The organism is Pseudomonas sp. ZL2 (genome assembly GCF_054788455.1).
On record NZ_JBGOGX010000047.1, the window covers coordinates 80,703 to 104,440 of the forward strand.

Genomic DNA, 23,738 nt, shown 5'->3' on the forward strand with positions numbered 1-23,738 from the left:
TCCAATAGGTCGTAAAACCTCTTAAACAGGTCGAACAATATATTGGAAATGATCATTAGCCAGCTATATGCTTTTTTCACTGCCTGCCAGGCCGTAGCGCCCCCGAGGTCACCCGTGAAAACTGCTGTTGCGCCACACTCCCACGAACTCCCCCCTGCTCCCCTGGACGAAATCGTCGCCACCTTCAACGAAAGCTGGATCGAAAAAGGCACCCCGGCCTTTTTACGTACCGTGCTGGCGCTGTTCTGCGGCGGCTTTGCCACCTTTGCCCTGCTGTACTGCGTGCAGCCGATGATGCCGCTGCTGTCCCAGGAGTTCTCGATCAGCGCCGCGCAAAGCAGCCTGATCCTCTCGGTATCCACCGGTATGCTGGCATTCGGGCTGCTGATCACCGGGCCGATTTCCGACCGCATCGGACGCAAGCCGGTGATGGTTTTCGCCTTGTTTTGCGCAGCGCTGTGCACCATCGTCAGCGCCCTGATGCCCAGCTGGCACGGCGTACTGCTGACCCGCGCCTTGCTCGGGCTGTCGCTGAGCGGCCTGGCGGCGGTGGCCATGACTTACCTCAGCGAAGAGATCCACCCCCAGCACATCGGCCTGGCCATGGGCCTGTACATCGGTGGCAATGCCATTGGCGGCATGAGCGGGCGCTTGATCACCGGCGTGCTGATCGACTTCGTCAGCTGGCACACGGCGATGCTGGTGATCGGCGGCCTGGCGCTGGTTGCGGCGGCGGTGTTCTGGAAGATCCTCCCGGAATCGCGCAACTTCCGCCCGCGCTCGCTGCACCCGCGCAGCCTGCTTGATGGCTTCACCCTGCACTTTCGCGATGCCGGCCTGCCGTGGCTGTTCCTCGAAGCCTTCCTGCTGATGGGCGCTTTCGTCACCCTGTTCAACTACATCGGCTATCGCCTGCTGGCCGAGCCCTATCACATGAGCCAGGCGCTGGTCGGGCTGTTGTCGGTGGTGTACCTGTCGGGGATCTACAGCTCGGCACAGATCGGCGCGCTGGCCGACAAGCTGGGCCGGCGCAAGGTGTTCTGGGCCACCATTTTGCTGATGTTCAGCGGCTTGCTGGTGACCCTGCTCAGCCCCTTGCTGCTGATCATCGTTGGCATGCTGGTGTTTACCTTCGGCTTTTTCGGCGCGCACTCGGTGGCCAGCAGCTGGATCGGCCGACGGGCGACCAAGGCCAAGGGCCAGGCGTCGTCGTTGTACCTGTTCAGTTACTACGCGGGGTCGAGTGTGGCGGGGACAGCGGGCGGGGTGTTCTGGCATCAGGCGGGGTGGAACGGCATCGGCCTGTTCATTGGCAGCTTGCTGGTGGTGGCCTTGCTGGTGGCGGTGCACTTGAGCCGGTTGCCGGCCAAGGCTTGAGCTGAGGGCCGCTACGCGGCCCATCGCCGGCAAGGCCGGCTCCCACAGGAGCTGGCCTGCCACTGGATCAGTTGATTACTTCAACCCGATCAACATCCACTTCACGGCTCATCAGGTGCTTCTCGACTTCACCGGTCAGCTTGACCTTGGTCTTGTCGTTGAAGGCCACCGGCGGCAGGTCTTCGTCATCGATCTCGACGGTGATGGTGCCGGTGGTGTCCTTGAACTCGTACTTGTCATCGTTGTTCACTTTCTTGATGACGTAGCCTTGCAGCACAACCGGGGTGTCGTCAGCGGCATCATTGGCGGCGGCAACTGTGGTCACCGACTGGGCGCCAGGGCCGGTGTAGCCGGCAGCCAGGGCAGCGGTGCTGAACAGCGGGGCAAGCAGCAGAGCGAGGTAACGAGCTTTCATGGTGAAGATCCTGTGTGGGTTTCGATGGAGCCAGATTACCCAGGCAGGCTGAATTGAACCTTAATGGCAGTGGGAGCGGGCTTGCCCCGCGATCGCGCTGGTTCAGCCAGGTCGCAATCGCGGGGCAAGCCCGCTCCTACTTAGTGGTACTGCGCCGACAGCTCGTGCACGGCGTTGATGAACGCGCCGGCGTGCTCCGGATCAACCTCCGGGGTGATGCCGTGACCGAGGTTGAACACATGACCGGTGCCATGGCCGTAGCTGGCGAGGATGCGCCCGACTTCGGCACGAATGGCCTCCGGCTTGGCGTACAGCACGGTCGGGTCCATGTTGCCCTGCAGGGCGACCTTGCCACCGACGCGCTGACGGGCTTCGCCGATGTCGCAGGTCCAGTCCAGGCCCAGGGCATCAGCGCCGGCATCGGCGATGCTTTCCAGCCACAGGCCGCCGTTCTTGGTGAAGAGGATCACCGGCACCTTGCGCCCTTCGTGCTCGCGGATCAGGCCGCTGACGATCTTGCGCATGTAGGCCAGGGAGAACTCCTGGTAGGCCGCCGCCGACAGGTTGCCACCCCAGGTATCGAAGATCTGCACCGCTTGCGCGCCGGCGAGGATCTGCCCGTTGAGGTAGCTGATGACCGACTGCGCGAGCTTGTCGAGCAGCAGGTGCATGGCCTGCGGATTGTCGTAGAGCATGGCCTTGGTCTTGCGGAAGTCTTTCGACGAGCCGCCTTCGACCATGTAGGTGGCCAGGGTCCAGGGGCTGCCGGAGAAGCCGATCAGCGGCACGCGGCCATTGAGCTCGCGGCGGATGGTGCTGACCGCGTCCATGACGTAGCCCAGGTCCTTCTGCGGATCAGGGATCGGCAGCGCTTCGATGTCGGCCAGGGTGCTGATGACCTTCTTGAAACGCGGGCCTTCGCCGGTTTCGAAGTACAGGCCCTGGCCCATGGCGTCAGGGATGGTGAGGATGTCCGAGAACAGGATCGCGGCGTCCAGCGGGTAGCGGTCCAGCGGTTGCAGGGTGACCTCGCAGGCAAACTGCGGGTTCATGCACAGGCTCATGAAGTCGCCGGCCTTGGCGCGGCTGGCGCGGTACTCCGGCAGGTAGCGGCCGGCCTGGCGCATCATCCACACCGGGGTGACGTCTACGGGTTGCTTGAGCAGGGCGCGCAGAAAACGATCGTTCTTCAAGGCAGTCATGTCGGCATCCGGAAAAAAAGTGGGGGCATTTTCTCAGAGCCCAACGTAAAAGGCACGGTATCAACCGTGCCTTTTGTCTATCGACTTGTGACAGGTCAATAGATTTCCTTAAAAGCATCGCTGGCAAGCCAGCTCCCACAGTGTACGCGGTGACTTTGTGGGAGCTGGCTTGCCAGCGATGAGGCCCGATCAGACCTCCAGGTAATCCAGAATCCCCTCGGCGGCATTGCGCCCCTCGAAGATCGCCGTCACCACCAGGTCGGAACCGCGGACCATGTCGCCACCGGCGAAGATCTTCGGGTTGCTGGTCTGGTGCTTGTAGGTGTTCTTCTCCGGTGCCACCACGCGGCCCTGGCTGTCGGTCTGGATGCTGAACTGCTCGAACCACGGCGCCGGGCTCGGGCGGAAGCCGAAGGCGATGACCACGGCATCGGCCGGGATGATCTCTTCGGAGCCCGGGATCGGCTCGGGGCTGCGGCGGCCACGGGCGTCCGGCTCACCGAGACGGGTCTCGACCACCTTCACGCCTTCGACCTTGTCTTCACCGACAATCGCAATCGGCTGGCGGTTGTAGAGGAACTTCACGCCTTCTTCCTTGGCGTTCTTCACCTCTTTGCGCGAGCCGGGCATGTTCGCCTCGTCCCGACGGTAGGCACAGGTCACGGCCTTGGCGCCCTGGCGGATGGAGGTGCGGTTGCAGTCCATCGCCGTGTCGCCGCCACCGAGTACCACGACCTTCTTGCCCTTCATGTCGACGAAATCTTCCGGCGACTTTTCAAAGCCCAGGTTGCGGTTGACGTTGGCCACCAGAAAATCCAGGGCATCGTGCACGCCGGGCAGGTCTTCACCGGGGAAGCCGCCCTTCATGTAGGTGTAGGTGCCCATGCCCATGAACACGGCATCGTATTCCTCGAGCAGCTGCTCCATGCTGACATCCTTGCCCACCTCGGTGTTGAGGCGGAACTCGATGCCCATGCCGGTGAAGACTTCGCGGCGATTGCTCAGCACGGTCTTTTCCAGCTTGAACTCGGGGATGCCGAAGGTCAGCAAGCCGCCGATTTCCGGGTTGCGGTCGAACACCACCGGAGTCACCCCGCCGCGCACCAGCACGTCGGCGCAACCCAGGCCGGCCGGACCGGCGCCGATGATGGCAACGCGCTTGCCGGTCGGCTTGACCTTGGACATGTCCGGGCGCCAGCCCATGGCGAAAGCGGTGTCGGTGATGTACTTCTCCACCGAGCCGATGGTCACCGCGCCAAAGCCGTCGTTGAGGGTGCAGGCACCCTCGCACAGGCGGTCCTGCGGGCACACCCGGCCGCAGACTTCCGGCAGGGTGTTGGTCTGGTGCGACAGCTCCGCGGCGGCGAGGATGTTGCCTTCGGCGACCAGCTTCAACCAGTTGGGGATGAAGTTGTGCACCGGGCACTTCCACTCGCAGTACGGGTTGCCACAGCCCAGGCAGCGGTGGGCCTGTTCGGCCGACTGCTGGGGTTTGAAGGGCTCGTAGATTTCCACGAACTCTTTCTTGCGTTGACGCAACAGTTTCTTCTTCGGATCCTTGCGCCCGACCTCGATGAACTGGAAGTCATTACTCAGACGTTCAGCCATGTTCAAAACCTCATCAAACTCTTCAGGCGCATATCACTGCGGGTTGGCACGGGTGCTGGACAGCAGGTTCTTCAGGTTGGCCGCCTTCGGCTTGACCAGCCAGAAGCGCCGCACGTAGTCGTCCAGGTTTTCCCAGAGCTCACGACCCCATTCGCTGTTGGTTTCTTCGACGTATTCAGCCAGCACGCGCTGCAGGTGGCTGCGATAAGCCTCCATGGCCTCGCCGCTGATGCGCTGGATCTCGACCAGTTCGTGGTTGAGCTTGTCGACGAAGCTGTTGTCCATGTCCAGCACGTAGGCAAAACCACCGGTCATGCCCGAGCCGAAGTTGTAACCGGTCTTGCCCAGAACGCAGACAAAGCCACCGGTCATGTACTCACAGCAGTGATCGCCTGTGCCCTCGACAATCGCGTGGGCACCGGAGTTGCGCACGGCAAAGCGCTCGCCCGCGGTACCGGCGGCGAACAGCTTGCCGCCGGTGGCGCCGTACAGGCAGGTGTTGCCGATGATGGCGCTGTGCTGGGTAGCGAACGGGCTGCCCGCAGGCGGTACGATCACCAGCTTGCCACCGGTCATGCCTTTACCGACGTAGTCGTTGGCATCGCCTTCGAGGTACATGTTCAGGCCACCGGCGTTCCATACGCCGAAGCTCTGCCCGGCAGTGCCCTTGAAGCGGAAGGTGATCGGTGCCTTGGCCATGCCCTGGTTGCCGTGCAGGCGGGCGATTTCGCCGGAAATCCGCGCGCCGATGGAGCGGTCGCAGTTGCAGATGTCCAGGGCGAACTCGGCGCCCGACAGGTCGCGGATGGCCGGCAGGGCCATATCGACCATCTTCTCGGCCAGCACGCCCTTGTCGAACGGCGGGTTGCGGTCGACTTCGCAGAACTGCGGCTTGTCGGCCGGCACGTGCTCGCTGCCCAGCAGCGGGCTGAGGTCCAGGTGCTTCTGCTTCTCGGTTTCGCCGGGGAGCATTTCCAGCAGGTCGGTACGCCCGATCAGCTCGCCGAGGCTGCGCACGCCCAGCTTGGCCAGCCACTCACGGGTTTCTTCGGCGACGTAGGTGAAGAAGTTCACCACCATGTCGACGGTGCCGATGTAGTGATCCTTGCGCAGCTTGTCGTTCTGGGTGGCGACGCCGGTGGCGCAGTTGTTCAGGTGACAGATACGCAGGTACTTGCAGCCCAGGGCGATCATCGGTGCGGTACCGAAGCCGAAGCTTTCGGCGCCAAGGATCGCCGCCTTGATCACGTCCAGGCCGGTTTTCAGGCCGCCGTCGGTCTGCACCCGGACCTTGCCGCGCAGGTCGTTGCCGCGCAGGGTCTGGTGGGTTTCGGCCAGGCCAAGCTCCCACGGCGCACCAGCGTACTTGATCGAGGTCAGCGGCGAAGCGCCGGTACCGCCGTCGTAGCCGGAGATGGTGATCAGGTCGGCATAGGCCTTGGCCACGCCGGCGGCGATGGTGCCAACACCCGCTTCTGCCACCAGCTTGACCGAAACCAGCGCCTGCGGGTTGACCTGCTTGAGGTCGAAGATCAGCTGCGAGAGGTCCTCGATCGAGTAGATGTCATGGTGCGGCGGTGGCGAGATCAGGGTCACGCCAGGCACGGCGTAGCGCAACCGGGCGATCAGGCCGTTGACCTTGCCGCCAGGCAGTTGCCCGCCCTCACCCGGCTTGGCGCCCTGGGCCACCTTGATCTGCAGCACTTCGGCGTTGACCAGGTACTCGGGGGTTACGCCAAAGCGGCCGGTGGCCACCTGCTTGATCTTCGAGCTCTTGATGGTGCCGTAGCGGGCCGGGTCTTCGCCGCCCTCACCGGAGTTCGAGCGCGCACCCAGGCGGTTCATCGCCTCGGCCAGGGCTTCGTGAGCCTCCGGCGACAGCGCGCCAAGGGAGATACCGGCGGAGTCGAAACGCTTGAGAATCGCTTCCAGCGGTTCGATCTCGCTCAGCTCCAGCGGCTGCTCCAGGGTTTTCACCTTGAGCAGGTCGCGAATCATCGACACCGGGCGCGTGTCGACCAGCGCGGTGTATTCCTTGAACTTGCTGTAGTCGCCCTGCTGCACGGCGGCCTGCAGGGTGTTGACCACGTCCGGGTTGTAGGCGTGGTATTCGCCACCGTGGACGAACTTCAGCAGGCCGCCCTGCTGGATCGGCTTGCGCGCGCTCCACGCTTCGGCGGCGAGCAGCTTCTGCTCGTTCTCGATGTCGACGAAACGGGCGCCTTTCAGGCGGCTGGCAACGCCACGGAAGCTCAGGTTCACCACTTCTTCCGAGAGGCCGACGGCTTCGAACAACTGCGCACCACGGTAGGAACCGACAGTCGAGATACCCATCTTCGAGAGGATCTTCAACAGGCCCTTGGAGATGCCCTTGCGGTAGTACTTGAACACTTCGTCCAGGTCACCGAGCACTTCGCCGGTGCGGATCAGGTCGGCCAGCACTTCATAGGCCAGGTACGGATAGACGGCCGAAGCACCGAAACCGATCAGCACGGCGAAGTGATGCGGGTCGCGGGCGGTGGCGGTTTCCACCAGGATGTTGCTGTCGCAACGCAGGCCCAGCTCGGTCAGGCGGTGGTGCACGGCACCCACGGCCAGCGAGGCATGTACCGGCAGCTTGCCCGGGGCGATATGGCGGTCGCTCAGCACCAGCTGGGTCTTGCCGCTGCGCACGGCTTCTTCGGCCTGGTCGGCGATGTTGCGCACCGCTGCTTCCAGGCCAAGGCCTTCTGCGTAGTTGAGATCGATCAACTGACGCTCGAAACCGGGACGGTCGAGGTTCATCAGCGAACGCCACTTGGCCGGCGAGATCACTGGCGAGCTGAGGATCACCCGCGAGGCGTGCTCGGGGGATTCCTGGAAGATGTTGCGCTCGGCACCCAGGCAGATCTCCAGCGACATGACGATCGCTTCACGCAGCGGGTCGATCGGCGGGTTGGTGACCTGGGCGAACTGCTGGCGGAAGTAGTCGTAGGTCGAACGCACGCGCTGCGAAAGGATCGCCATCGGCGTGTCGTCGCCCATCGAACCGACCGCTTCCTGGCCTTGTTCGCCGAGCGGACGCAGCACCTGGTCGCGCTCTTCGAAGGTGACCTGGAACATCTTCATGTATTGCTTGAGCTGGTCAGCGTCGTAGCTGGCCACGCCCTGGTCGTCGCTGAGGTCAGCCTGGATGCGCAGGGCATTCTGACGCAGCCAGCGCTTGTACGGGTGGCGCGACTTCAGGCGGTTGTCGATGGCATCGGTGTCGAGGATCTGCCCGGTTTCGGTGTCCACGGCAAAGATCTGCCCCGGGCCGACACGGCCCTTGGCGATCACGTCCTCCGGCTTGTAGTCCCACACGCCGATTTCCGACGCTAGGGTGATGTAGCCGTTCTTGGTGGTGACCCAGCGCGCCGGGCGCAGGCCGTTGCGGTCGAGCAGGCACACCGCGTGGCGGCCTTCGGTCAGTACCACACCGGCCGGGCCGTCCCACGCTTCCATGTGCATGGAGTTGTATTCGTAGAAGGCGCGCAGGTCGGCGTCCATGGTCTCGACGTTCTGCCACGCCGGCGGAATGATCATGCGCACGCCACGGAACAGGTCGATGCCGCCAGTGACCATCAGTTCGAGCATGTTGTCCATGCTCGAGGAGTCGGAACCGACACGGTTGACCAGCGGGCCGAGCTCTTCGAGGTCGGGGATCAGGTCGTTGGCGAACTTGGTGCGACGCGCCTGGGCCCAGTTGCGGTTACCGGTGATGGTATTGATTTCGCCGTTATGGGCGAGGAAGCGGAACGGCTGCGCCAGCGGCCATTTCGGCAAGGTGTTGGTCGAGAAGCGCTGGTGGAACACGCAGATCGCGGTTTGCAGGCGCTCGTCGCTCAGGTCCGGATAGAAGGCGGCGAGGTCCGCCGGCATCATCAGGCCTTTGTAGATGATGGTCTTGTGCGAAAAGCTGCAGATGTAGTGGTCGGTGTCGGCGGCATTGGCCACCGAAGAGCGACGACGGGAACTGAACAGCTTGATGGCGAATTCCTGATCGCTCAGGCCTTCACCGCCAACGAACACCTGCTCGATCTGCGGCAGGCGCTCCAGGGCCAGGCGGCCGAGGACGCTGGTGTCGATCGGCACTTTGCGCCAGCCCACCAGTTGCAGGCCCGCCGCGAGGATCTCGCGGTTCATGTTGGCGCGCGCGGCTTCAGCCTTGGCGTTGTCCTGATTGAAGAACACCATGCCTACCGCGTACTGCTTGGGCAGCTCATTGCCGAACTGTTCGCGGGCCACGGCGCGCAGGAACTGATCGGGCTTCTGCATGAGCAGACCGCAACCGTCGCCGGTCTTGCCGTCGGCGTTGATCCCACCGCGGTGGGTCATGCAGGTCAGGGCCTGGATGGCCGTTTGCAAAAGGTGGTGGCTGGGTTCGCCCGTCATATGGGCGATCAGGCCGAAACCACAGTTATCCTTGAATTCTTCGGGATGGTACAGACCTGTTTTCATAGACACTTTCTCACCAGGTTCGCCTCTCACCAAGGCAAATCTTTTTTTAGTACAACCACTTACCATCCACGCCGAACGAATGCCAGCTTTGCGGGGGCAATAGGGGAGCCATTGTTGCACAGCGACAGGGAAGCCCACAAATTTACGACGAATTGCCGTAAATCCATGTCGCGTTTTTGAATGTTTTTAAGCGTGCGCCGTGGTAACGGCATGGCTTGAGTCTGAAGCGTTTCAGCCTGGACTGCAAGATGGGCTTGTGGCCGGCAGTCTGGGACAGAAAAGCCTGCCGCGCAGTACGCAGCAGGCTTGACCGATGTTCAGGAGTCGCTCAGCAGGTGGCGGGGGTAGTGCCACCAGGCTATATCAGCGGGTCGAGGCCAGTTCTTGTTGGACGCTGGCGACGGTACGTGGCCAAGGTTTACCAGCCTGGACCTTGGCTGGCAAGGCCTTGATTGCAGCCAGAGCAGCATCACGGCTGGCAAAGTTGCCGTAAGTGATGACGTACAGTGGCTTGCCCTGCAGGGTTTTCTTGAAGTAGCGATAGTCGCCACCTTGAGCCTTGACGAAGGCCTGGGCCGACGCTTCGGAGCTGGTACCGAGGATTTGCACGACATAATTGCCCGGTTTCTGCCCGGCATACCAGCTACCACCGGCCGCAGGCTTGGCCGCCGGCTTCTCTGCAGGTTTAGGCGCAGGCTTGGCGGTTGCAACCTGGGTTGGCGCAGGCTTGGCCACCGGTGCAACCGGCTTGCTGGCAACTGGCGCTACCGGCTGCTGCACAGGTGCAACCGGCTGTGCCGCAGCAACAGGCTGTGCTGGCGTTGGCGCCGGGCCAGCGGCGACACCCGCTGGCGGTGCAATCGTGGTGACGGTCGGCGGTTGCAGAGCGGTTTCGCCAGCCGGCGTGGATTCTTCGCCTTCACCCATGCCGGTGGACTCGGCCAGCGGGCCACGCATGACCGGTTGCGACTGGCCTACCAGCGGCAGGGGCATCGGCTGCGAGTTGCCGGCGAATTCGATCGCCGGGCCGCCATTGTTCGACTGGGCATTGCCTGGCTGACCTTCGCCCAGTGGCAGTTGCGCCTGCTCGGCAGGGGCAGTAGGCGCCTGGTCACCCTTCTTCGGCATCAGCACGGCGGCCGCAACGGCGACCACAACGACTGCAGACAACGCCAGCACATGTTTCTTCGGCATATTGAACCCCATTGATGGTCGCTTCGCCGTTGTGCGGCTGGCGATCATGGCTTCGATCAAGGTATCGCGGGCGACCTGGTTGATTGCCCCAGGCCAGCCGTCAGAGTTTTGGTGAATATCAACGATCTGCTCACTGCTGAACACCTCGATGCCCCGCCCGGCACCTTCCAGGCGCTGCTCGAGGTATTCACGGGTTTCTTCTTCGCTGTAGGGCTCAAGCTCGATGACGTGAAACCGCTCTTGCTCGGCATTGAGCTCTTCCAGCCCGGCGATCAGTGACGGCTCGCCAAACAGGAAGACATGCGGACGCCCTTCCGGAGTGCCCGCCGCCAACTCCAGCAAGGCTTGGAGTGCCGACTCGCCAAGTTGTTCCGCATCGTCCACCAGCAGATAGACTTCCTGCCCGGTCAGTGCCAGTTGCACCACCTGGGCAAGAATGTCCGGAACTTCAGCCTGGGCCACGCCCAGCGACTGGGCAACCTGGGCGAGCAGGCTGGCGGCATCGCTGGCGCCACGGGCGGAAACCACCACGCTCTGCACCGATTGCTTGTTGGTGCTGGCCACCAGGGCCTGGCGCAGCAGGGTCTTGCCACTGCCTTGAGGGCCGGTGACCACCAGCAGCAACTGGCTGTAACGGGCCAGGTGGTGCAGTTGACCGAGCACCGGCTTGCGCTGGGCAGGGAAGAATTTGAAACCCGGCACCCGTGCAGCGAAGGGGTCGTGGTTCAACTGGTAATGGCCGAGAAAGGCCTCGTCGGCATGCAAACTAGTCATCGGACGCTCATCAACCTCAAAGCTGGGCCACGATCGCGCGGTAATCCGCGGCCAGCGTGGCCTGAAGAATCTCTTTTGAATAGTCGTCGGTGACCACCGCTTCGCCCATGCGGCGCAGCAGGACCAGACGCAGACGACCGTCGAGTACCTTTTTATCTACTGCCATGTGTTCCATGAACTGCGCCGGGGACATCTGTGCCGGCGGCACAACCGGCAAGCCTGCATCCTGGAACAGACGGATACCACGGTCACGCTCCTGCTGGCTGATCCAGCCCAGGCGCATGGACATCTCCAGGGCCATTACGGTGCCAGCAGCGACGGCCTCACCGTGAAGCCACACACCATAGCCCATGTGGGTCTCGATGGCGTGGCCAAACGTGTGGCCCAGGTTCAGGGTGGCGCGCACGCCCGACTCGCGTTCATCGGCGCCAACCACCGCGGCCTTGGCCGCGCAGGAACGGCGGATGGCTTCAGTCAGCGCCGCCTGGTCGAGGCCGCGCAGGGCCTGCATGTGCTCTTCGAGCCAGCCAAGAAACGGTTCGTCACAGATCAGGCCGTACTTGATCACTTCGGCCAGGCCCGCCGACAGCTCGCGCGGTGGCAGGGAATTGAGGCTGCGGGTGTCGATCAGCACCGCGTTGGGCTGATAGAAGGCACCGACCATGTTCTTGCCCAGCGGGTGGTTGATACCGGTCTTGCCACCCACCGACGAATCGACCTGGGACAGCAAGGTCGTCGGCACCTGGATGAAATCCACGCCGCGCTGGTAGCAGGCAGCAGCAAAGCCGGCCATGTCGCCAATCACCCCGCCGCCAAGCGCGACCACGGTAGTACGGCGGTCGTGGCGGGCAGTCAGCAGCGCATCGAAGATCAGCTGCAGGGTTTCCCAGTTCTTGTAAGCCTCACCATCCGGCAAAACCACCGGCAGCACCGAATAGGCACCCAGGGTCTTGCGCAGACGGTCGAGATAGAGGGGCGCGACAGTCTCGTTGGACACGATGGCGACCTGCCGGCCAGCGATATGCGGCGCCAGCAGTTCAGGCTGATCCAGCAGGCCTTCGCCAATGTAGATCGGGTAGCTACGTTCGCCCAATTCGACCTTTAGTGTCTGCATGTGTCCCCACAATGAACTAGGCGCGGCATCGATGGCTCGAACCGCGCGATAACGGTGTGCCCTGTCACGGCATGACTGGTCGCCGAGGATAGTCCTGGCTTAACGGGGCGGCAACTTCTGCAAGCGCTCGAGAATATCCTGCACCACCATCCGCGGCGGCCGTTCGTCGGTTTCCACCACCAGATCGGCAATCTCGCGGTAAAGCGGGTCGCGAACCTCCAGCAGCGCGCGCAAGGTCGCCTCCGGGTTGGCCGTGCGCAGCAACGGCCGGTTGCGATCACGCGAGGTGCGCCCGACCTGCTGCTCGACCGAGGCGTGCAGGTACACCACCCGCCCGCCGGCATGCAGGGACTGGCGGTTGGCATCGCGCATCACCGCGCCACCACCGGTAGCCAGCACCACGCCATCTAACGCGCAAAGCTCGGCGATCATCGCCTGCTCGCGGTCACGAAAGCCCGGCTCGCCTTCCTTATCGAAGATCCACGGGATATTGGCGCCGGTGCGCAATTCAATTTCCTTGTCGGAATCCTTGAACGGCAGGCGCAGCTCTTTGGCCAGCAGGCGGCCGATGGTGCTTTTGCCAGCACCCATCGGCCCCACAAGTATCAAATTTCGCACAGAATCAACGACTCACAGCAATCGCCTGGTCACTCATGATACGCGGAGTCAGGAAGACCAGCAGCTCGGATTTTTTCTCTTGTAGAACATCGCGACGAAACAGCCGCCCAACATACGGCACATCGCCGAAAAATGGCACCTTGTCGACAACTTTACTTTGCACCGTCGAGTACACGCCGCCGATCACGATGGTCTCGCCATCATTGATGCGTACCTTGGCGTTGACCTCGTTCTTGCGAATCGCCGGCACGTGATCAAGGGCATTGAGGTAGTCGGGCTCGTCCTTGGTCACCTTGACCGCCATGATCACCCGGTTGTCCGGGGTAATCTGCGGGGTCACCTCAAGAGACAGCGACGCCTCGCGGAAGGTCACGGACGTGGCACCGCTGCCGCTGGTTTCCTGGTACGGCACTTCGGTGCCCTTGAGGATCCGCGCGGTTTCCTTGTCGGCGGTAACCACCTTGGGCTGGGAGATGACTTCGCCGTTGCCGGTCTTTTCCATGGCGCTGAGTTCCAGATCGAGCAGTATGTTATTGCGCACCAGGCCAACCCCGATGCTAGCCGCCGCCCGATCGACACCGAGGTCGACAAAAGTCTCGGCGCTGCCAAGGCTCAAGCCCTTGCCCACCTGCACAGCCCCACCCCAGCGCACCCCAAGACTCTTCTCGAAATCGACATTGGCCTCGACGATGCGTGCTTCGATCATCACCTGACGAACCGGCACGTCCAGTTCGCCGATCAGCCTGCGCAGCTCTTCCAGGCGCTCCGGCGGCTGACTGGCGACCAGGGTGTTGGTGCGCTCGTCGACACTCAGCGAGCCGTGGCTGGCGCCCCCGGCCTCATGGGCCATCAGGGCATGGAAAAGCTCGGCAATATCAGTGGCCTTGGCGTGGTGAATCGGGATCAGCTCGCGCCGTGACGGCACTGATCCGGCCAGCTCGGCAAGCGGCGCGACCAACAGCACATTACCGTCCTTGCGTTGCTCCAGGCCCTTGCTGCGCAGCACCAGGTCCAACGCGTGATCCCAGGGCACATCCTGCAAACGCAAAGTCACCTTGCCCTGCACCGCATCACTGGCCACCAGGTTGACCCCGGAAAAGTCAGCCAGCACCTGCAACACCGTGCGTACCTCGACATCCTGGAAATTCAACGACAGCGGCTCACCGCCGTACAGCTGCTTCCCCGCAAACGCACCGGCAGACAGGCAGCTCCCTATCAGCGCGGCAACAACACCTCCCTTGCCCATCGATGACCTCCCTGGTCAGCACCTTCATCGCAGGGCGAGTATTCGCCGCCGCGCTTGCCAGCCTTGGCCGGCGACAAAAACCTGCTCGATGACTTCGATCTGGCGCTCACCGACCTCGACAACCTGCCCCTGATCACGGCCCAGCCGGTCGCCGACCTGCAGCCGATGCACCCGGCCATCGGCCTGAATCAGCGCGTAGCGGACTCCGCGACTGGCCAGGCTACCGACCATCTCTAGCCGCTCCAGCGCCAGGCGCTGCAACCCATCGGCATACGGCTGCAGAGCAGAAGGCGCAAAGGGATCGCGCAGCACAGTGACTGCTCGTCGCTCGGGAAGCGACGGCTGCAGCCCCTCTGCCAAGGCATGCAGCGAGTGCTGACGATAGGACCGGGCTTGCAGCTCCATGTGCATAAGCCCCGCATCGGCCGGCTTGAGCGAAAGGCCATGCAAGGTCACCAGCCGCGATTGCCCGGCCAGGTCAGCAAAGAACGCGGCGAGGGCCGAAAAGGCGCCACGCAGACGCAGTTGCAGGGGGAGTTCAAGGTAGTGCTCCGCGGACGACGCTTCGAGTACCTGCAACTGTTCGATGGCCACCTCATGGGCCTCGGCCAGGCGGGACAGGGTTTCGAACACCGCAGGCTCGTCACTCCCCACCGACAATTGCCAGCGGGCTTGTTGCAGTCGGCTGCGCACTGCTGCGGCCTGCTCGACGCTGCCTGCACCCTCGCGCGGCGATTGATCGGCCACTTGGGCTGCCTGCGTCATCAACGGCCGCAAATGCAGGGTGTAAGCCAAGCCCGCCAGCAGTGCCAGCAACCCTATCAGCATCACAACCTGCACAGGCCAGATGCACCGTGCTACCCGACCCCAGAAGCTCAAGGCTCAACCTTCAGGGCTGCGACCAGCTCGAACGCATGGCCTTCCTCGACTGCACTCACCTGCTGTAATTCGGCAGAACTGATCAAGGGTGAAGACGAAAGGCTGCCTGCCAACTGCGCAACCGCTGAAGCCGACTGAGCCATCCCGGCAAGCCTTAGCGCAGTCGGCTCCTGGCTCAGGGCGGTGAGGTACAGTCCGTCGGGCATGGCCCGCTCGACCTGCTCGAGCAAATCCACGGCGAAATAGCGACCGGCCTGCAAGCCCTCCAACTGACGCAGTTCATGCAACAAGGCCTCAGGCTCCCGCTGCCCACCGCCCTGTTTGAGCGCGGCCTGACTCAACGCCTGTTCCTGCAACACGCCCCGAAAATGGTAATCAACAACCCCGGTGGCAACAGCCGCCAGCAGCACAACACCGGCACAGCCTGCCTGAAACCTTCGAATACGCAGTTGATGGCGGCGCTCGCGCCATGGCAACAGGTTTAGCCGCACACCCCGCATGGCCAGGCCGCAGGCAACGGTCAGGCTCGATGCCTCGTGGGAAAGATCGGCGTCGATCTGCAGCGTTGCCGCATCGTCAGTGGTCGCACGCTGCAATGCATGGCTATCAACCTCCAGCACCCTGGCGCTCAGCCCTGCGACTTCAAAGGTGCCCTCCAGCACATCCAGCAACCCGCGATGGCAGGCCGCAACAGCCACCTGCACGCTCACAGCATCGCCGGCAGGCGGCTCCAGCACCCGGTAATCCAGAGCGGTGTCTTCAAGGTCAAAGGGGATGAACTGCTCGGCGGCATCGCGCACCTGTGCAGCGACTTCGGCATCGCTCAGGCCTGTCGGCAGCGTCATCAATTTGCTGATGGCCCGCGTGGCCGGCAATGCCACAGCGGCCTGCCGACAGCGGCTACCACTGCGCTGCAGCGCGCGTTTCAAGGCCTGGCCGACCACTTCGGGGTCGGCAATCCAGCCGTCCAGCATGGCCCCTGCAGGCAGCGGCTCAAGCGCCCAGGCCCGCACGTGCCAGGCGCCTTTGCGTCGGTGCAACTGCACCAGTCGGATAGACGGAGGGGCAATTTCTATCCCCAGGAGTGAACCGGCATCCATGCCGAAGCGTCCAAGCATTGGTTTTTTCCTTGCTGACGACAGCCGCGCGCGTAACGCGGCGAGTTGAAAAATGCTTATAATGCCCAGCGTTTATCCTTTGTCCGCTGGCCCCGCGCGCAACCCATTCTTCTATCTGGACGCCCAAAAGCCTTGATACGCCTGCTGAAGTTCTTCTGGTGGTCTTTCGTCGCAGTCATCTGCGCGCTCGTGCTCGGTCTGAGCGGCGCATTTCTGTATCTTAGCCCCAGCTTGCCCTCGGTAGAGGCCCTCAGAAGCATCCAGTTGCAGATCCCTTTGCGGGTCTACAGCAGCGACGGCAAGCTGATCGCCGAGTTCGGCGAAATGCGCCGCTCGCCCATCCGTTTCGCCGACATTCCGCCGCATTTCATCCAGGCTTTGCTGTCGGCCGAAGACGACAATTTCGCCAATCACTACGGCGTCGACCCCAGCAGCCTGATGCGTGCTGCAACACAATTGCTCAAGTCCGGGCATATCCAGACCGGCGGCAGCACCATCACCATGCAGGTGGCGAAGAACTTCTTCCTCAGCAGCGAACGCAGCTTCTCGCGCAAGACCAACGAGATTCTCCTGGCCCTGCAGATCGAACGCGAACTGACCAAGGACGAGATCCTCGAGCTGTACGTCAACAAGATCTACCTGGGCAACCGCGCCTACGGCATCGAGGCCGCAGCGCAGGTGTACTACGGCAAATCGATCCGCGATGTGAGCCTGGCGCAGATGGCGATGATCGCCGGCCTGCCGAAAGCACCGTCGCGCTTCAACCCGCTGGCCAACCCGGTGCGCGCCAAAGAGCGCCGCGACTGGATCCTGGGGCGCATGTACAAGCTCGGCAAGATCGACGAAGCCAGCTACCAGGCGGCCCTGGCCGAGCCGATCAACGCCAGCTACCACGTACCGACTCCAGAAGTTAACGCCCCTTACATCGCCGAAATGGCCCGCGCTGAAATGGTCGGCCGCTACGGCAGCGATGCCTACACCGAAGGCTTCCGCGTCACCACCACGGTGCCGAGCGACCTGCAGGAAATCGCCAACAAAGCCGTACTCAACGGCCTGACGGCCTACGACGAGCGCCATGGTTACCGTGGCCCCGAGTCGCGCTTCCCGGGCAAGACCCGCGACGCTTGGGTGCAGGAACTGAGCAAGCAACGCCCGCTGGGCGGCCTGGAACCGGTGATCGTCACCGAAGTCAGCAAGGCCGGCCTGCAGGTGCTGACCCGCGCCGGCAATCAGGAGAGCGTAGCCTGGGACACCATGAAGTGGGCCCGCCCGTTCCTCAACACCAACAGCCAGGGCCGTGCGCCGCAGCAACCCTCGGACGTTGCCCAGGTCGGTGACCTGATCCGCGTACAGCGCCTGGACGACGGCAGCCTCAAGTTCAGCCAGGTGCCAGGGGCGCAGAGCGCACTGGTATCGCTGGACCCGAACAGCGGCGCGATCCGCGCCCTGGTCGGCGGTTTCTCGTTCGAACAGAGCAACTACAACCGCGCCATGCAGGCCAAGCGCCAACCAGGTTCGAGCTTCAAGCCGTTCGTGTACAGCGCCGCGCTGGACAACGGCTATACCGCCGCCAGCCTGGTCAACGACGCGCCGATCGTGTTCGTCGACGAGTACCTGGACAAGGTCTGGCGGCCGAAGAACGACACCAACACCTTCCTCGGCCCGATCCGCATGCGCGAGGCGCTGTACAAGTCGCGCAACCTGGTATCGATCCGCCTGCTGCAGGCCATGGGTGTCAGCTCGACCATCGACTACATCAGCAAGTTCGGCTTCAACAAGCAGGACCTGCCGCCCAACCTGTCCCTGGCCCTGGGCACCGCAACCCTGACGCCGATGGAAATCGCCACCGGCTGGAGCTCCTTTGCCAACGGCGGCTACAAGATCAGCCCGTACCTGATCGAGCGCATCGAAAGCCGCAACGGCGAGACCCTGTTCACCGCCAACCCGCCACGTGTGCCGCAAGCCGAGCAGGTCGAAGCCGGCATCGCCGCACCAGAGCAGGCAATCAGCACCCAACTGCCAGGTGAAGGCCTAAGTACCGTCACCAGCAACGAACCTGCTGCCATCGTTCAACCGCCGGCCGTGGCCGAGCGCATCATCGACGGTCGCACCAGCTACATCCTCACCAGCATGCTCCAGGACGTGATCAAGCGCGGCACCGGGCGCCGCGCCCTGGCCCTGGGCCGTACTGACCTGGCCGGCAAGACCGGCACCACCAACGAGTCCAAGGACGCCTGGTTCTCCGGCTACAACGCCGATTACGTAACCACGGTGTGGACTGGTTTCGACCAGCCGGAAACCCTTGGCCGCCGCGAGTATGGCGGCACGGTGGCGCTGCCGATCTGGATGAGCTACATGGGCGCCGCGCTCAAGGACAAACCCAACCATGCCCCGGCCGAGCCGGAAGGCATCCTCAGCCTGCGCGTCGACCCGGTCAGTGGCCGGGCAGCGGCACCGGGTACACCGAATGCCTACTTCGAACTGTTCAAGGCCGAAGATACGCCACCGTCGGTCAATGAGCTGGGCAACGGCAGTGCGCCAGGCAGCCCGCTGCCAGCGGACGAAGCGGCACCGATCGACCTGTTCTGATGGCCAATGGGGCTGCTTCGCCAGCCCATCGCCGGCAACGCCGGCTCCCACAATCGCGCTGCATACGCTGAACCTGTGGGAGCTGGCCTTGCCAGCGATGACGCCAACACCCACCCACAGACGATCCCCCACAAAAAAGCCCCGACTCTCGCGAGCCGGGGCTTTTGGTTACAACGCTACAACAGCTTAGCCGTTGAACACGTCATCCACGCTTTTCAGCGGGTAGTTCTTCGGATACGGCAGGGTCGCTACGCCAGTCTCGATTGCGGCCTTGGCCACGGCATCGGAAACGACGGTGATCAGACGGGCATCCATTGGCTTCGGAATGATGTACTCACGGCCAAATTCCAGGGCGTCGACGCCGTAGGCTGCGCAAACTTCCTTCGGCACTGGCAGCTTGGCCAGGTCTTTCAGGGCGTTGGCGGCGGCGATCTTCATTTCTTCGTTGATGCGCTTGGCGCGAACGTCCAGGGCACCGCGGAAAATGAACGGGAAGCCCAGTACGTTGTTGACCTGGTTCGGGTAGTCGGAACGACCGGTGGCCATGATCACGTCATCACGGGTGGCGTGAGCCAGCTCCGGGGAGATCTCTGGGTCAGGGTTGGAGCAGGCGAACACGATCGGGTTCGGCGCCATCGACTTCAGGCCTTCAGCGCTCAGCAGGTTCGGACCGGACAGGCCGACGAACACGTCAGCGCCTTGCAGGGCATCAGCCAGGGTGCGCTTGTCGGTAGCGTGGGCGAACACTGCCTTGTACTGGTTCAGGTCGTCACGGCCAGCGTGGATCACGCCAGTACGGTCAACCATGAAGATGTTCTCGATCTGTGCGCCCATGCTCACCAGCAGCTTCATGCAGGAGATGGCGGCAGCACCGGCGCCCAGGCAGACGATCTTGGCGTCGGCCAGGTTTTTGCCAGCGATTTCCAGGGCGTTGATCATGCCGGCGGCGGTAACGATCGCGGTGCCGTGCTGGTCATCGTGGAATACCGGGATGTCGCACTGTTCGATCAGCGCGCGCTCGATTTCAAAGCACTCTGGCGCCTTGATGTCTTCGAGGTTGATGCCGCCGAAGGTGATGGAAATGCGCTTGACGGTGTCGATGAAGGCCTGCGGACTCTCGGAGTCGACTTCGATGTCGAACACGTCGATACCGGCGAAACGCTTGAACAGAACGCCCTTGCCTTCCATGACCGGCTTGGACGCCAGTGGGCCGAGGTTACCCAGGCCGAGGATGGCGGTGCCGTCGGAAATGACTGCTACCAGATTGCCCTTGCCGGTGTACTTGTACGCCAGCTCTGCATCGCGAGCAATTTCGCGTACCGGCTCAGCAACGCCTGGGCTATAGGCCAGCGCCAGGTCGCGAGCAGTCGCGGTAGGTTTGGTGAGCTCGACGCTCAGTTTCCCCGGACGAGGCTGAGCATGATATTCGAGAGCGGCGGTTTTCAGATCTGACATGGTGGGCATTCCGCTATTTACTGTTCTGACGGACCGCCGAGGATACGCAAAGAGCAAAGGGCCGACAAGACTGGTCGGTCACTTGTGTCAAGGCCTTTAACCTACGACTTTCCGCCAAGAGCCGCAGTCTGCAAGGGTTTCGATGTGTACAATCGAAATTAAAAATGTAGACAATTTTTTATCTTTCGACCCTTTCCAGCATCGAAGGATCGGTCAGCGGTAGCAACCAGCGCTGCTGACCAGGCTTCAGGCCACCTTTGCGGGAACGATCCAGCACCCAACCGCGGGCTTCGATGTGCCGACCTTTCAGATCAGTAAAGAAGGAAGAGGGGAAATTGCGCTGCAGGCGCGCCGGCACCTGGAGCACCAGAGAATCGTCAATTTCGATCCAGATACCACCGCGATTGCGCTCGATATCCATCACCTTTCCACTTATCAGTGCAAAGCCAGACTGGCGCAACTCGCTTGCCGGGGTCTGTGGCGCTTGCCGCCACAGGCCCTTGCCGGCCTGACGAGCGGCGCGCTCGGCCTGCTCCTGGCAGACTGTCAGTGAGACGTTTGGCGCCACCGCAACCCGGTAACCAAGGCCTTCACTGAGCAGTTGTGCTTCGAAATTGTCGCCAGAGCGGCCGTAGACATGCGCCAGAGTGCGGCCGTATTTGTCCCGCGCCTCGACCCCGGGAACCAGGCCAACCTGGCCGCCACTGGCCTTGACCAGGGCCTGCAAGCGTTGGCGTGCGGCCTCGGCGAAGGCTTCACTGGTGCGACCCTTGCGACCGATTTCCGGTGCATTGATGCCGATCAAGCGAACGCTGCGACCATCATTCAGACGCAAGGTATCGCCGTCGACCACCTGACGCACGCTGACGACCTGCGCATCGACGGGTGCCGTGCAGAACGCCAGGGCCGGCAACTGCCAAATCGCGCCCATAAAAAAGGCGCCCGCGAGGGACGCCTTTTTCAGCAGCAATGCCAAACCCATGGGGCCAGCTTCGCGCAATCTTACTTCTTGGCACCGAACATGCCGAAGCGATCGGCGAACTTCTGTACGCGGCCGCCGGTGTCCAGGACCTTCTGCTTACCGGTGTAGAACGGGTGGCAGAGGTTGCAAACGTCGATCGGCAGGGCCTTGGCCAGAGTCGAACGAGTTTCGAATTTGTTACCGCAGCTGCAGGTAACTTCTACAGCTTCGTATACCGGATGGATATCGGCTTTCATGGTGTTTCCTCAGTGCTGACGTGCCGCCACTCAACACCATTGTTGAATACCGCACGCAAAATAGGGTCGGAATAATACCAGAGCAAACAGCCAACGCAAGTTGTCGCTTACACCGGCGGTCGTCTGCTAGGCTCGCCGGACCCTGGAATTCCCCTGCAGAGAACCTTTCGCGTGTCCGACGTCATTCTACGCCTTGCCCTGCCCTCGCCCCTGCGGCGGCTGTTCGACTACAGGGCACCGGCGAGCATGGCGCGCCAGGCACTGACCCCGGGCATGCGTATTCGCGTACCGTTCGGTCGACGCGAGATGATCGGCATCCTCATCGAAATCAGCGAAACCAGCGAGGTACCGGCCGACAAACTGAAGCCGGCCATTGCCCTGCTCGACCCGGTGTCGCCACTGCCGCCGGCACTGTTCAAGTTGTGCCTGTGGACCGCGCAGTATTATCAGCACAGCCTCGGCGACACCCTTAGCTGGGCGCTGCCGGTGCTGCTGCGCCAGGGCGAGCCGGCCGAGGCGCGCCAGGAGCGATTCTGGCAAGTGGCCCCGGGGGCACGCCTGGACGACCCGCGCATCACCCGCGCGCCACGGCAACGCGAAGCCCTGGCGACCCTGGCGCAGCACCCCCACGGCGTGGCCCACACACTGCTGAGCAAACTGATGCTGAGCAAGGACAGCCTCGACCTGCTGCTGGCCAAGGAGCTGGTTCAGGTCGAAGTACGCCGCCACCTGCCCCAGGAGCGCCACGAACACTGGCTGGCGCAGCCGGAGCTGCCACTGAACGACGAGCAGCGCGCTGCCTTCAACGCCGTGCGTTCGGGCTTTGACAGCTTTCATGCCTTTTTATTGGCCGGGGTCACCGGCAGCGGCAAGACCGAGGTCTACCTGCAGTTGATCCGCGAAACCCTGGAAGCCGGCAAGCAAGCGCTGATCCTGATCCCGGAGATCAACCTCGGGCCGCAAACCCTGGCGCGCTTCGAGCAGCGTTTCAACGCGCGCATCGCCTTGCTGCACTCGGCGGTCAACGACCGCGAGCGCCTGGATGCCTGGCTGGCCGCCCGTGACGGTGAAGCCGACATCATCATCGGCACCCGTTCGGCACTGTTCACACCGATGAAAAACCCGGGGCTGATCATCATCGATGAAGAGCACGACGGCTCGTACAAACAGCAGGAAGGCCTGCGCTACCACGCCCGCGACCTGGCGCTGGTACGCGCGCGCCAGGAGAACATCCCGATCCTGCTGGGCTCGGCCACGCCTTCGCTGGAGAGCCTGCACAACGCCCACAGCGGCCGCTACGGCCTGCTGCACCTGCACCAGCGCGCTGGCGGCGCCCAGCAGCCACGCTTCTTGCGCCTGGATGTAAAAAGCCGGCCGCTGGACAGCGGAATCAGCGGTCCGATGCAGCAAGCCATTGGCCAGACCCTGGCTGCCGGCCAGCAAGTACTGGTGTTCCTCAACCGCCGCGGCTTTGCCCCGACACTGCTGTGCCATGACTGCGGCTGGATGTCCGAATGCCCGCGCTGCGATGCACGGATGACCGTGCACCAGCGCTCCAACGAGCTGCGCTGCCACCACTGCGGCTATGACGAGCGGGTGCCGCGCCAGTGCCCGCAGTGCAACAAGGTCGACCTGCGCCCGGTCGGCGCCGGTACCGAGCGCGCCGAAGAGCGCCTGAGCATTCTCTTTCCGGATTACCCGGTACTGCGCGTTGACCGCGACAGCACCTCGCGCAAGGATGCGATGAACCAGTTGTTCGCCACCATCCAGCGCGGCCAGCCGTGCATCCTGGTCGGCACCCAGATGCTCGCCAAGGGGCATCACTTTCCGCGGGTGACCTTGGTGTCGATCCTCGATGCCGACGGCGGACTGTTCTCCGGCGATTTTCGCGCCAGCGAGCGCATGGCGCAGATGATCGTCCAGGTCGCCGGCCGGGCCGGGCGCGCCGAAGAGCCGGGCAAGGTGATCATCCAGACCCACCTGGCCGACCATCCTTTATTGGTGCAACTGACCGAACAAGGCTACTTCGCCTTTGCCGAACAGGCCTTGAGCGAGCGCCGCGCCGCCGGTTTGCCGCCTTTCGCGCACCTGGCCCTGCTGCGCGCTGAAGCGCACAAGCCAGGGCAAGCCGAGGGTTTTCTCGATGAAGCCTGCAGCGCCGCCGAGCAGTTGCTGGCCGAACAGAACTTGCACGGTATCGAGCTGCTCGGCCCGGTACCGGCACCCATGGAGCGCCGTGCCGGGCGGTTTCGTGCGCAATTGTTGCTCCAGGCCAATGCCCGGGCACCTTTGCATCGACTGATCAGCGCCTGGTTGCTAGTGTTGGAGCAGATGCCGTCCGGGCGGCAGGTGCGTTGGTCGCTGGATGTCGATCCGGTGGATTTGTACTGACAGAGATGGCCCCATCGCTGGCAAGCCAGCTCCCACAATGTCTACAGTGACTGCACAATTG

Annotated in this window: 16 protein-coding genes; 3 read left to right on the plus strand and 13 right to left on the minus strand. The window is 63.1% G+C overall.

Features of this window, described 5'->3' with window-relative positions:
* Window positions 1-162 precede the first annotated feature (162 nt).
* Complete coding sequence (locus ABM562_RS21700) at window positions 163-1,377, plus strand: MFS transporter (RefSeq protein ID WP_460423346.1); 1,215 nt, start codon at window positions 163-165, stop codon at window positions 1,375-1,377.
* A 67-nt stretch (window positions 1,378-1,444) separates the two neighbouring features.
* On the opposite strand, the gene ABM562_RS21705 is transcribed toward ABM562_RS21700, so the two are convergent.
* From ABM562_RS21705 to pilM, 10 genes are all read right to left on the minus strand, one after another.
* Complete coding sequence (locus tag ABM562_RS21705; RefSeq protein WP_346617473.1) at window positions 1,445-1,792, minus strand: YgiW/YdeI family stress tolerance OB fold protein; 348 nt, start codon at window positions 1,790-1,792, stop codon at window positions 1,445-1,447.
* 140 nt (window positions 1,793-1,932) lie between these two features.
* Window positions 1,933-2,994: a uroporphyrinogen decarboxylase gene (hemE, locus tag ABM562_RS21710; protein ID WP_134061207.1), complete on the minus strand. Its 1,062-nt coding sequence runs from the start codon at window positions 2,992-2,994 to the stop codon at window positions 1,933-1,935.
* Between the two features lie 189 nt (window positions 2,995-3,183).
* The gene (locus tag ABM562_RS21715) at window positions 3,184-4,602 is read right to left on the minus strand and encodes an FAD-dependent oxidoreductase (protein WP_010222236.1); all 1,419 of its coding nucleotides are present in this window, start codon (window positions 4,600-4,602) and stop codon (window positions 3,184-3,186) included.
* A gap of 33 nt (window positions 4,603-4,635) precedes the next feature.
* Window positions 4,636-9,081, minus strand: coding sequence for a glutamate synthase large subunit (gltB, locus tag ABM562_RS21720; protein WP_233674186.1), 4,446 nt, complete (start codon window positions 9,079-9,081; stop codon window positions 4,636-4,638).
* A gap of 363 nt (window positions 9,082-9,444) precedes the next feature.
* A complete protein-coding gene (locus tag ABM562_RS21725; protein WP_115089380.1) occupies window positions 9,445-11,049 on the minus strand; it encodes an SPOR domain-containing protein in 1,605 nt (534 codons plus the stop codon).
* 16 nt (window positions 11,050-11,065) lie between these two features.
* Window positions 11,066-12,163, minus strand: a complete 1,098-nt coding sequence (gene aroB, locus ABM562_RS21730; protein ID WP_460423296.1) for a 3-dehydroquinate synthase — start codon at window positions 12,161-12,163, stop codon at window positions 11,066-11,068.
* Between the two features lie 99 nt (window positions 12,164-12,262).
* Window positions 12,263-12,781: a shikimate kinase AroK gene (gene aroK / locus ABM562_RS21735; RefSeq protein ID WP_115089385.1), complete on the minus strand. Its 519-nt coding sequence runs from the start codon at window positions 12,779-12,781 to the stop codon at window positions 12,263-12,265.
* 4 nt (window positions 12,782-12,785) lie between these two features.
* Window positions 12,786-14,027: a type IV pilus secretin PilQ gene (locus ABM562_RS21740; RefSeq protein ID WP_460423297.1), complete on the minus strand. Its 1,242-nt coding sequence runs from the start codon at window positions 14,025-14,027 to the stop codon at window positions 12,786-12,788.
* Between the two features lie 24 nt (window positions 14,028-14,051).
* A complete protein-coding gene (locus ABM562_RS21745) occupies window positions 14,052-14,855 on the minus strand; it encodes a pilus assembly protein PilP (protein WP_460423299.1) in 804 nt (267 codons plus the stop codon).
* 47 nt (window positions 14,856-14,902) lie between these two features.
* Complete coding sequence (pilM, locus tag ABM562_RS21750; protein ID WP_460423300.1) at window positions 14,903-16,024, minus strand: type IV pilus assembly protein PilM; 1,122 nt, start codon at window positions 16,022-16,024, stop codon at window positions 14,903-14,905.
* 135 nt (window positions 16,025-16,159) lie between these two features.
* On the opposite strand from pilM, the gene ABM562_RS21755 reads away from it, so the two are divergent.
* A complete protein-coding gene (locus ABM562_RS21755; RefSeq protein ID WP_166675627.1) occupies window positions 16,160-18,613 on the plus strand; it encodes a penicillin-binding protein 1A in 2,454 nt (817 codons plus the stop codon).
* Window positions 18,614-18,799: 186 nt separating this feature from the next.
* On the opposite strand, the gene ABM562_RS21760 is transcribed toward ABM562_RS21755, so the two are convergent.
* The 3 genes from ABM562_RS21760 to rpmE all read right to left on the minus strand — a co-directional run bounded on the left by ABM562_RS21760 (window position 18,800) and on the right by rpmE (window position 21,286).
* Window positions 18,800-20,068, minus strand: a complete 1,269-nt coding sequence (locus ABM562_RS21760; RefSeq protein ID WP_115089391.1) for a malic enzyme-like NAD(P)-binding protein — start codon at window positions 20,066-20,068, stop codon at window positions 18,800-18,802.
* Between the two features lie 178 nt (window positions 20,069-20,246).
* Window positions 20,247-21,068, minus strand: a complete 822-nt coding sequence (locus ABM562_RS21765; RefSeq protein WP_134061201.1) for a thermonuclease family protein — start codon at window positions 21,066-21,068, stop codon at window positions 20,247-20,249.
* 2 nt (window positions 21,069-21,070) lie between these two features.
* Entirely contained in the window at window positions 21,071-21,286 is a 216-nt protein-coding gene (rpmE, locus tag ABM562_RS21770; protein WP_010222223.1) for a 50S ribosomal protein L31, read from the minus strand.
* A gap of 171 nt (window positions 21,287-21,457) precedes the next feature.
* Between rpmE and ABM562_RS21775 the strand changes: the two genes are divergently transcribed.
* Window positions 21,458-23,677, plus strand: a complete 2,220-nt coding sequence (locus ABM562_RS21775) for a primosomal protein N' (protein ID WP_115089393.1) — start codon at window positions 21,458-21,460, stop codon at window positions 23,675-23,677.
* Window positions 23,678-23,738: the final 61 nt, after the last annotated feature.

Coding starts and splice junctions, on each gene's coding strand:
- rpmE (WP_010222223.1), bottom strand. CDS start 21,286: ATGAAAGCCGATATCCATCCGGTATACGAAGCTGTAGAAGTTACCTGC.
- ABM562_RS21725 (WP_115089380.1), bottom strand. CDS start 11,049: ATGACTAGTTTGCATGCCGACGAGGCCTTTCTCGGCCATTACCAGTTG.
- ABM562_RS21715 (WP_010222236.1), bottom strand. CDS start 4,602: ATGGCTGAACGTCTGAGTAATGACTTCCAGTTCATCGAGGTCGGGCGC.
- ABM562_RS21740 (WP_460423297.1), bottom strand. CDS start 14,027: ATGGGCAAGGGAGGTGTTGTTGCCGCGCTGATAGGGAGCTGCCTGTCT.
- pilM (WP_460423300.1), bottom strand. CDS start 16,024: ATGCTTGGACGCTTCGGCATGGATGCCGGTTCACTCCTGGGGATAGAA.
- ABM562_RS21705 (WP_346617473.1), bottom strand. CDS start 1,792: ATGAAAGCTCGTTACCTCGCTCTGCTGCTTGCCCCGCTGTTCAGCACC.
- ABM562_RS21760 (WP_115089391.1), bottom strand. CDS start 20,068: ATGTCAGATCTGAAAACCGCCGCTCTCGAATATCATGCTCAGCCTCGT.
- gltB (WP_233674186.1), bottom strand. CDS start 9,081: ATGAAAACAGGTCTGTACCATCCCGAAGAATTCAAGGATAACTGTGGT.
- aroB (WP_460423296.1), bottom strand. CDS start 12,163: ATGCAGACACTAAAGGTCGAATTGGGCGAACGTAGCTACCCGATCTAC.
- hemE (WP_134061207.1), bottom strand. CDS start 2,994: ATGACTGCCTTGAAGAACGATCGTTTTCTGCGCGCCCTGCTCAAGCAA.
- ABM562_RS21745 (WP_460423299.1), bottom strand. CDS start 14,855: ATGCTGATAGGGTTGCTGGCACTGCTGGCGGGCTTGGCTTACACCCTG.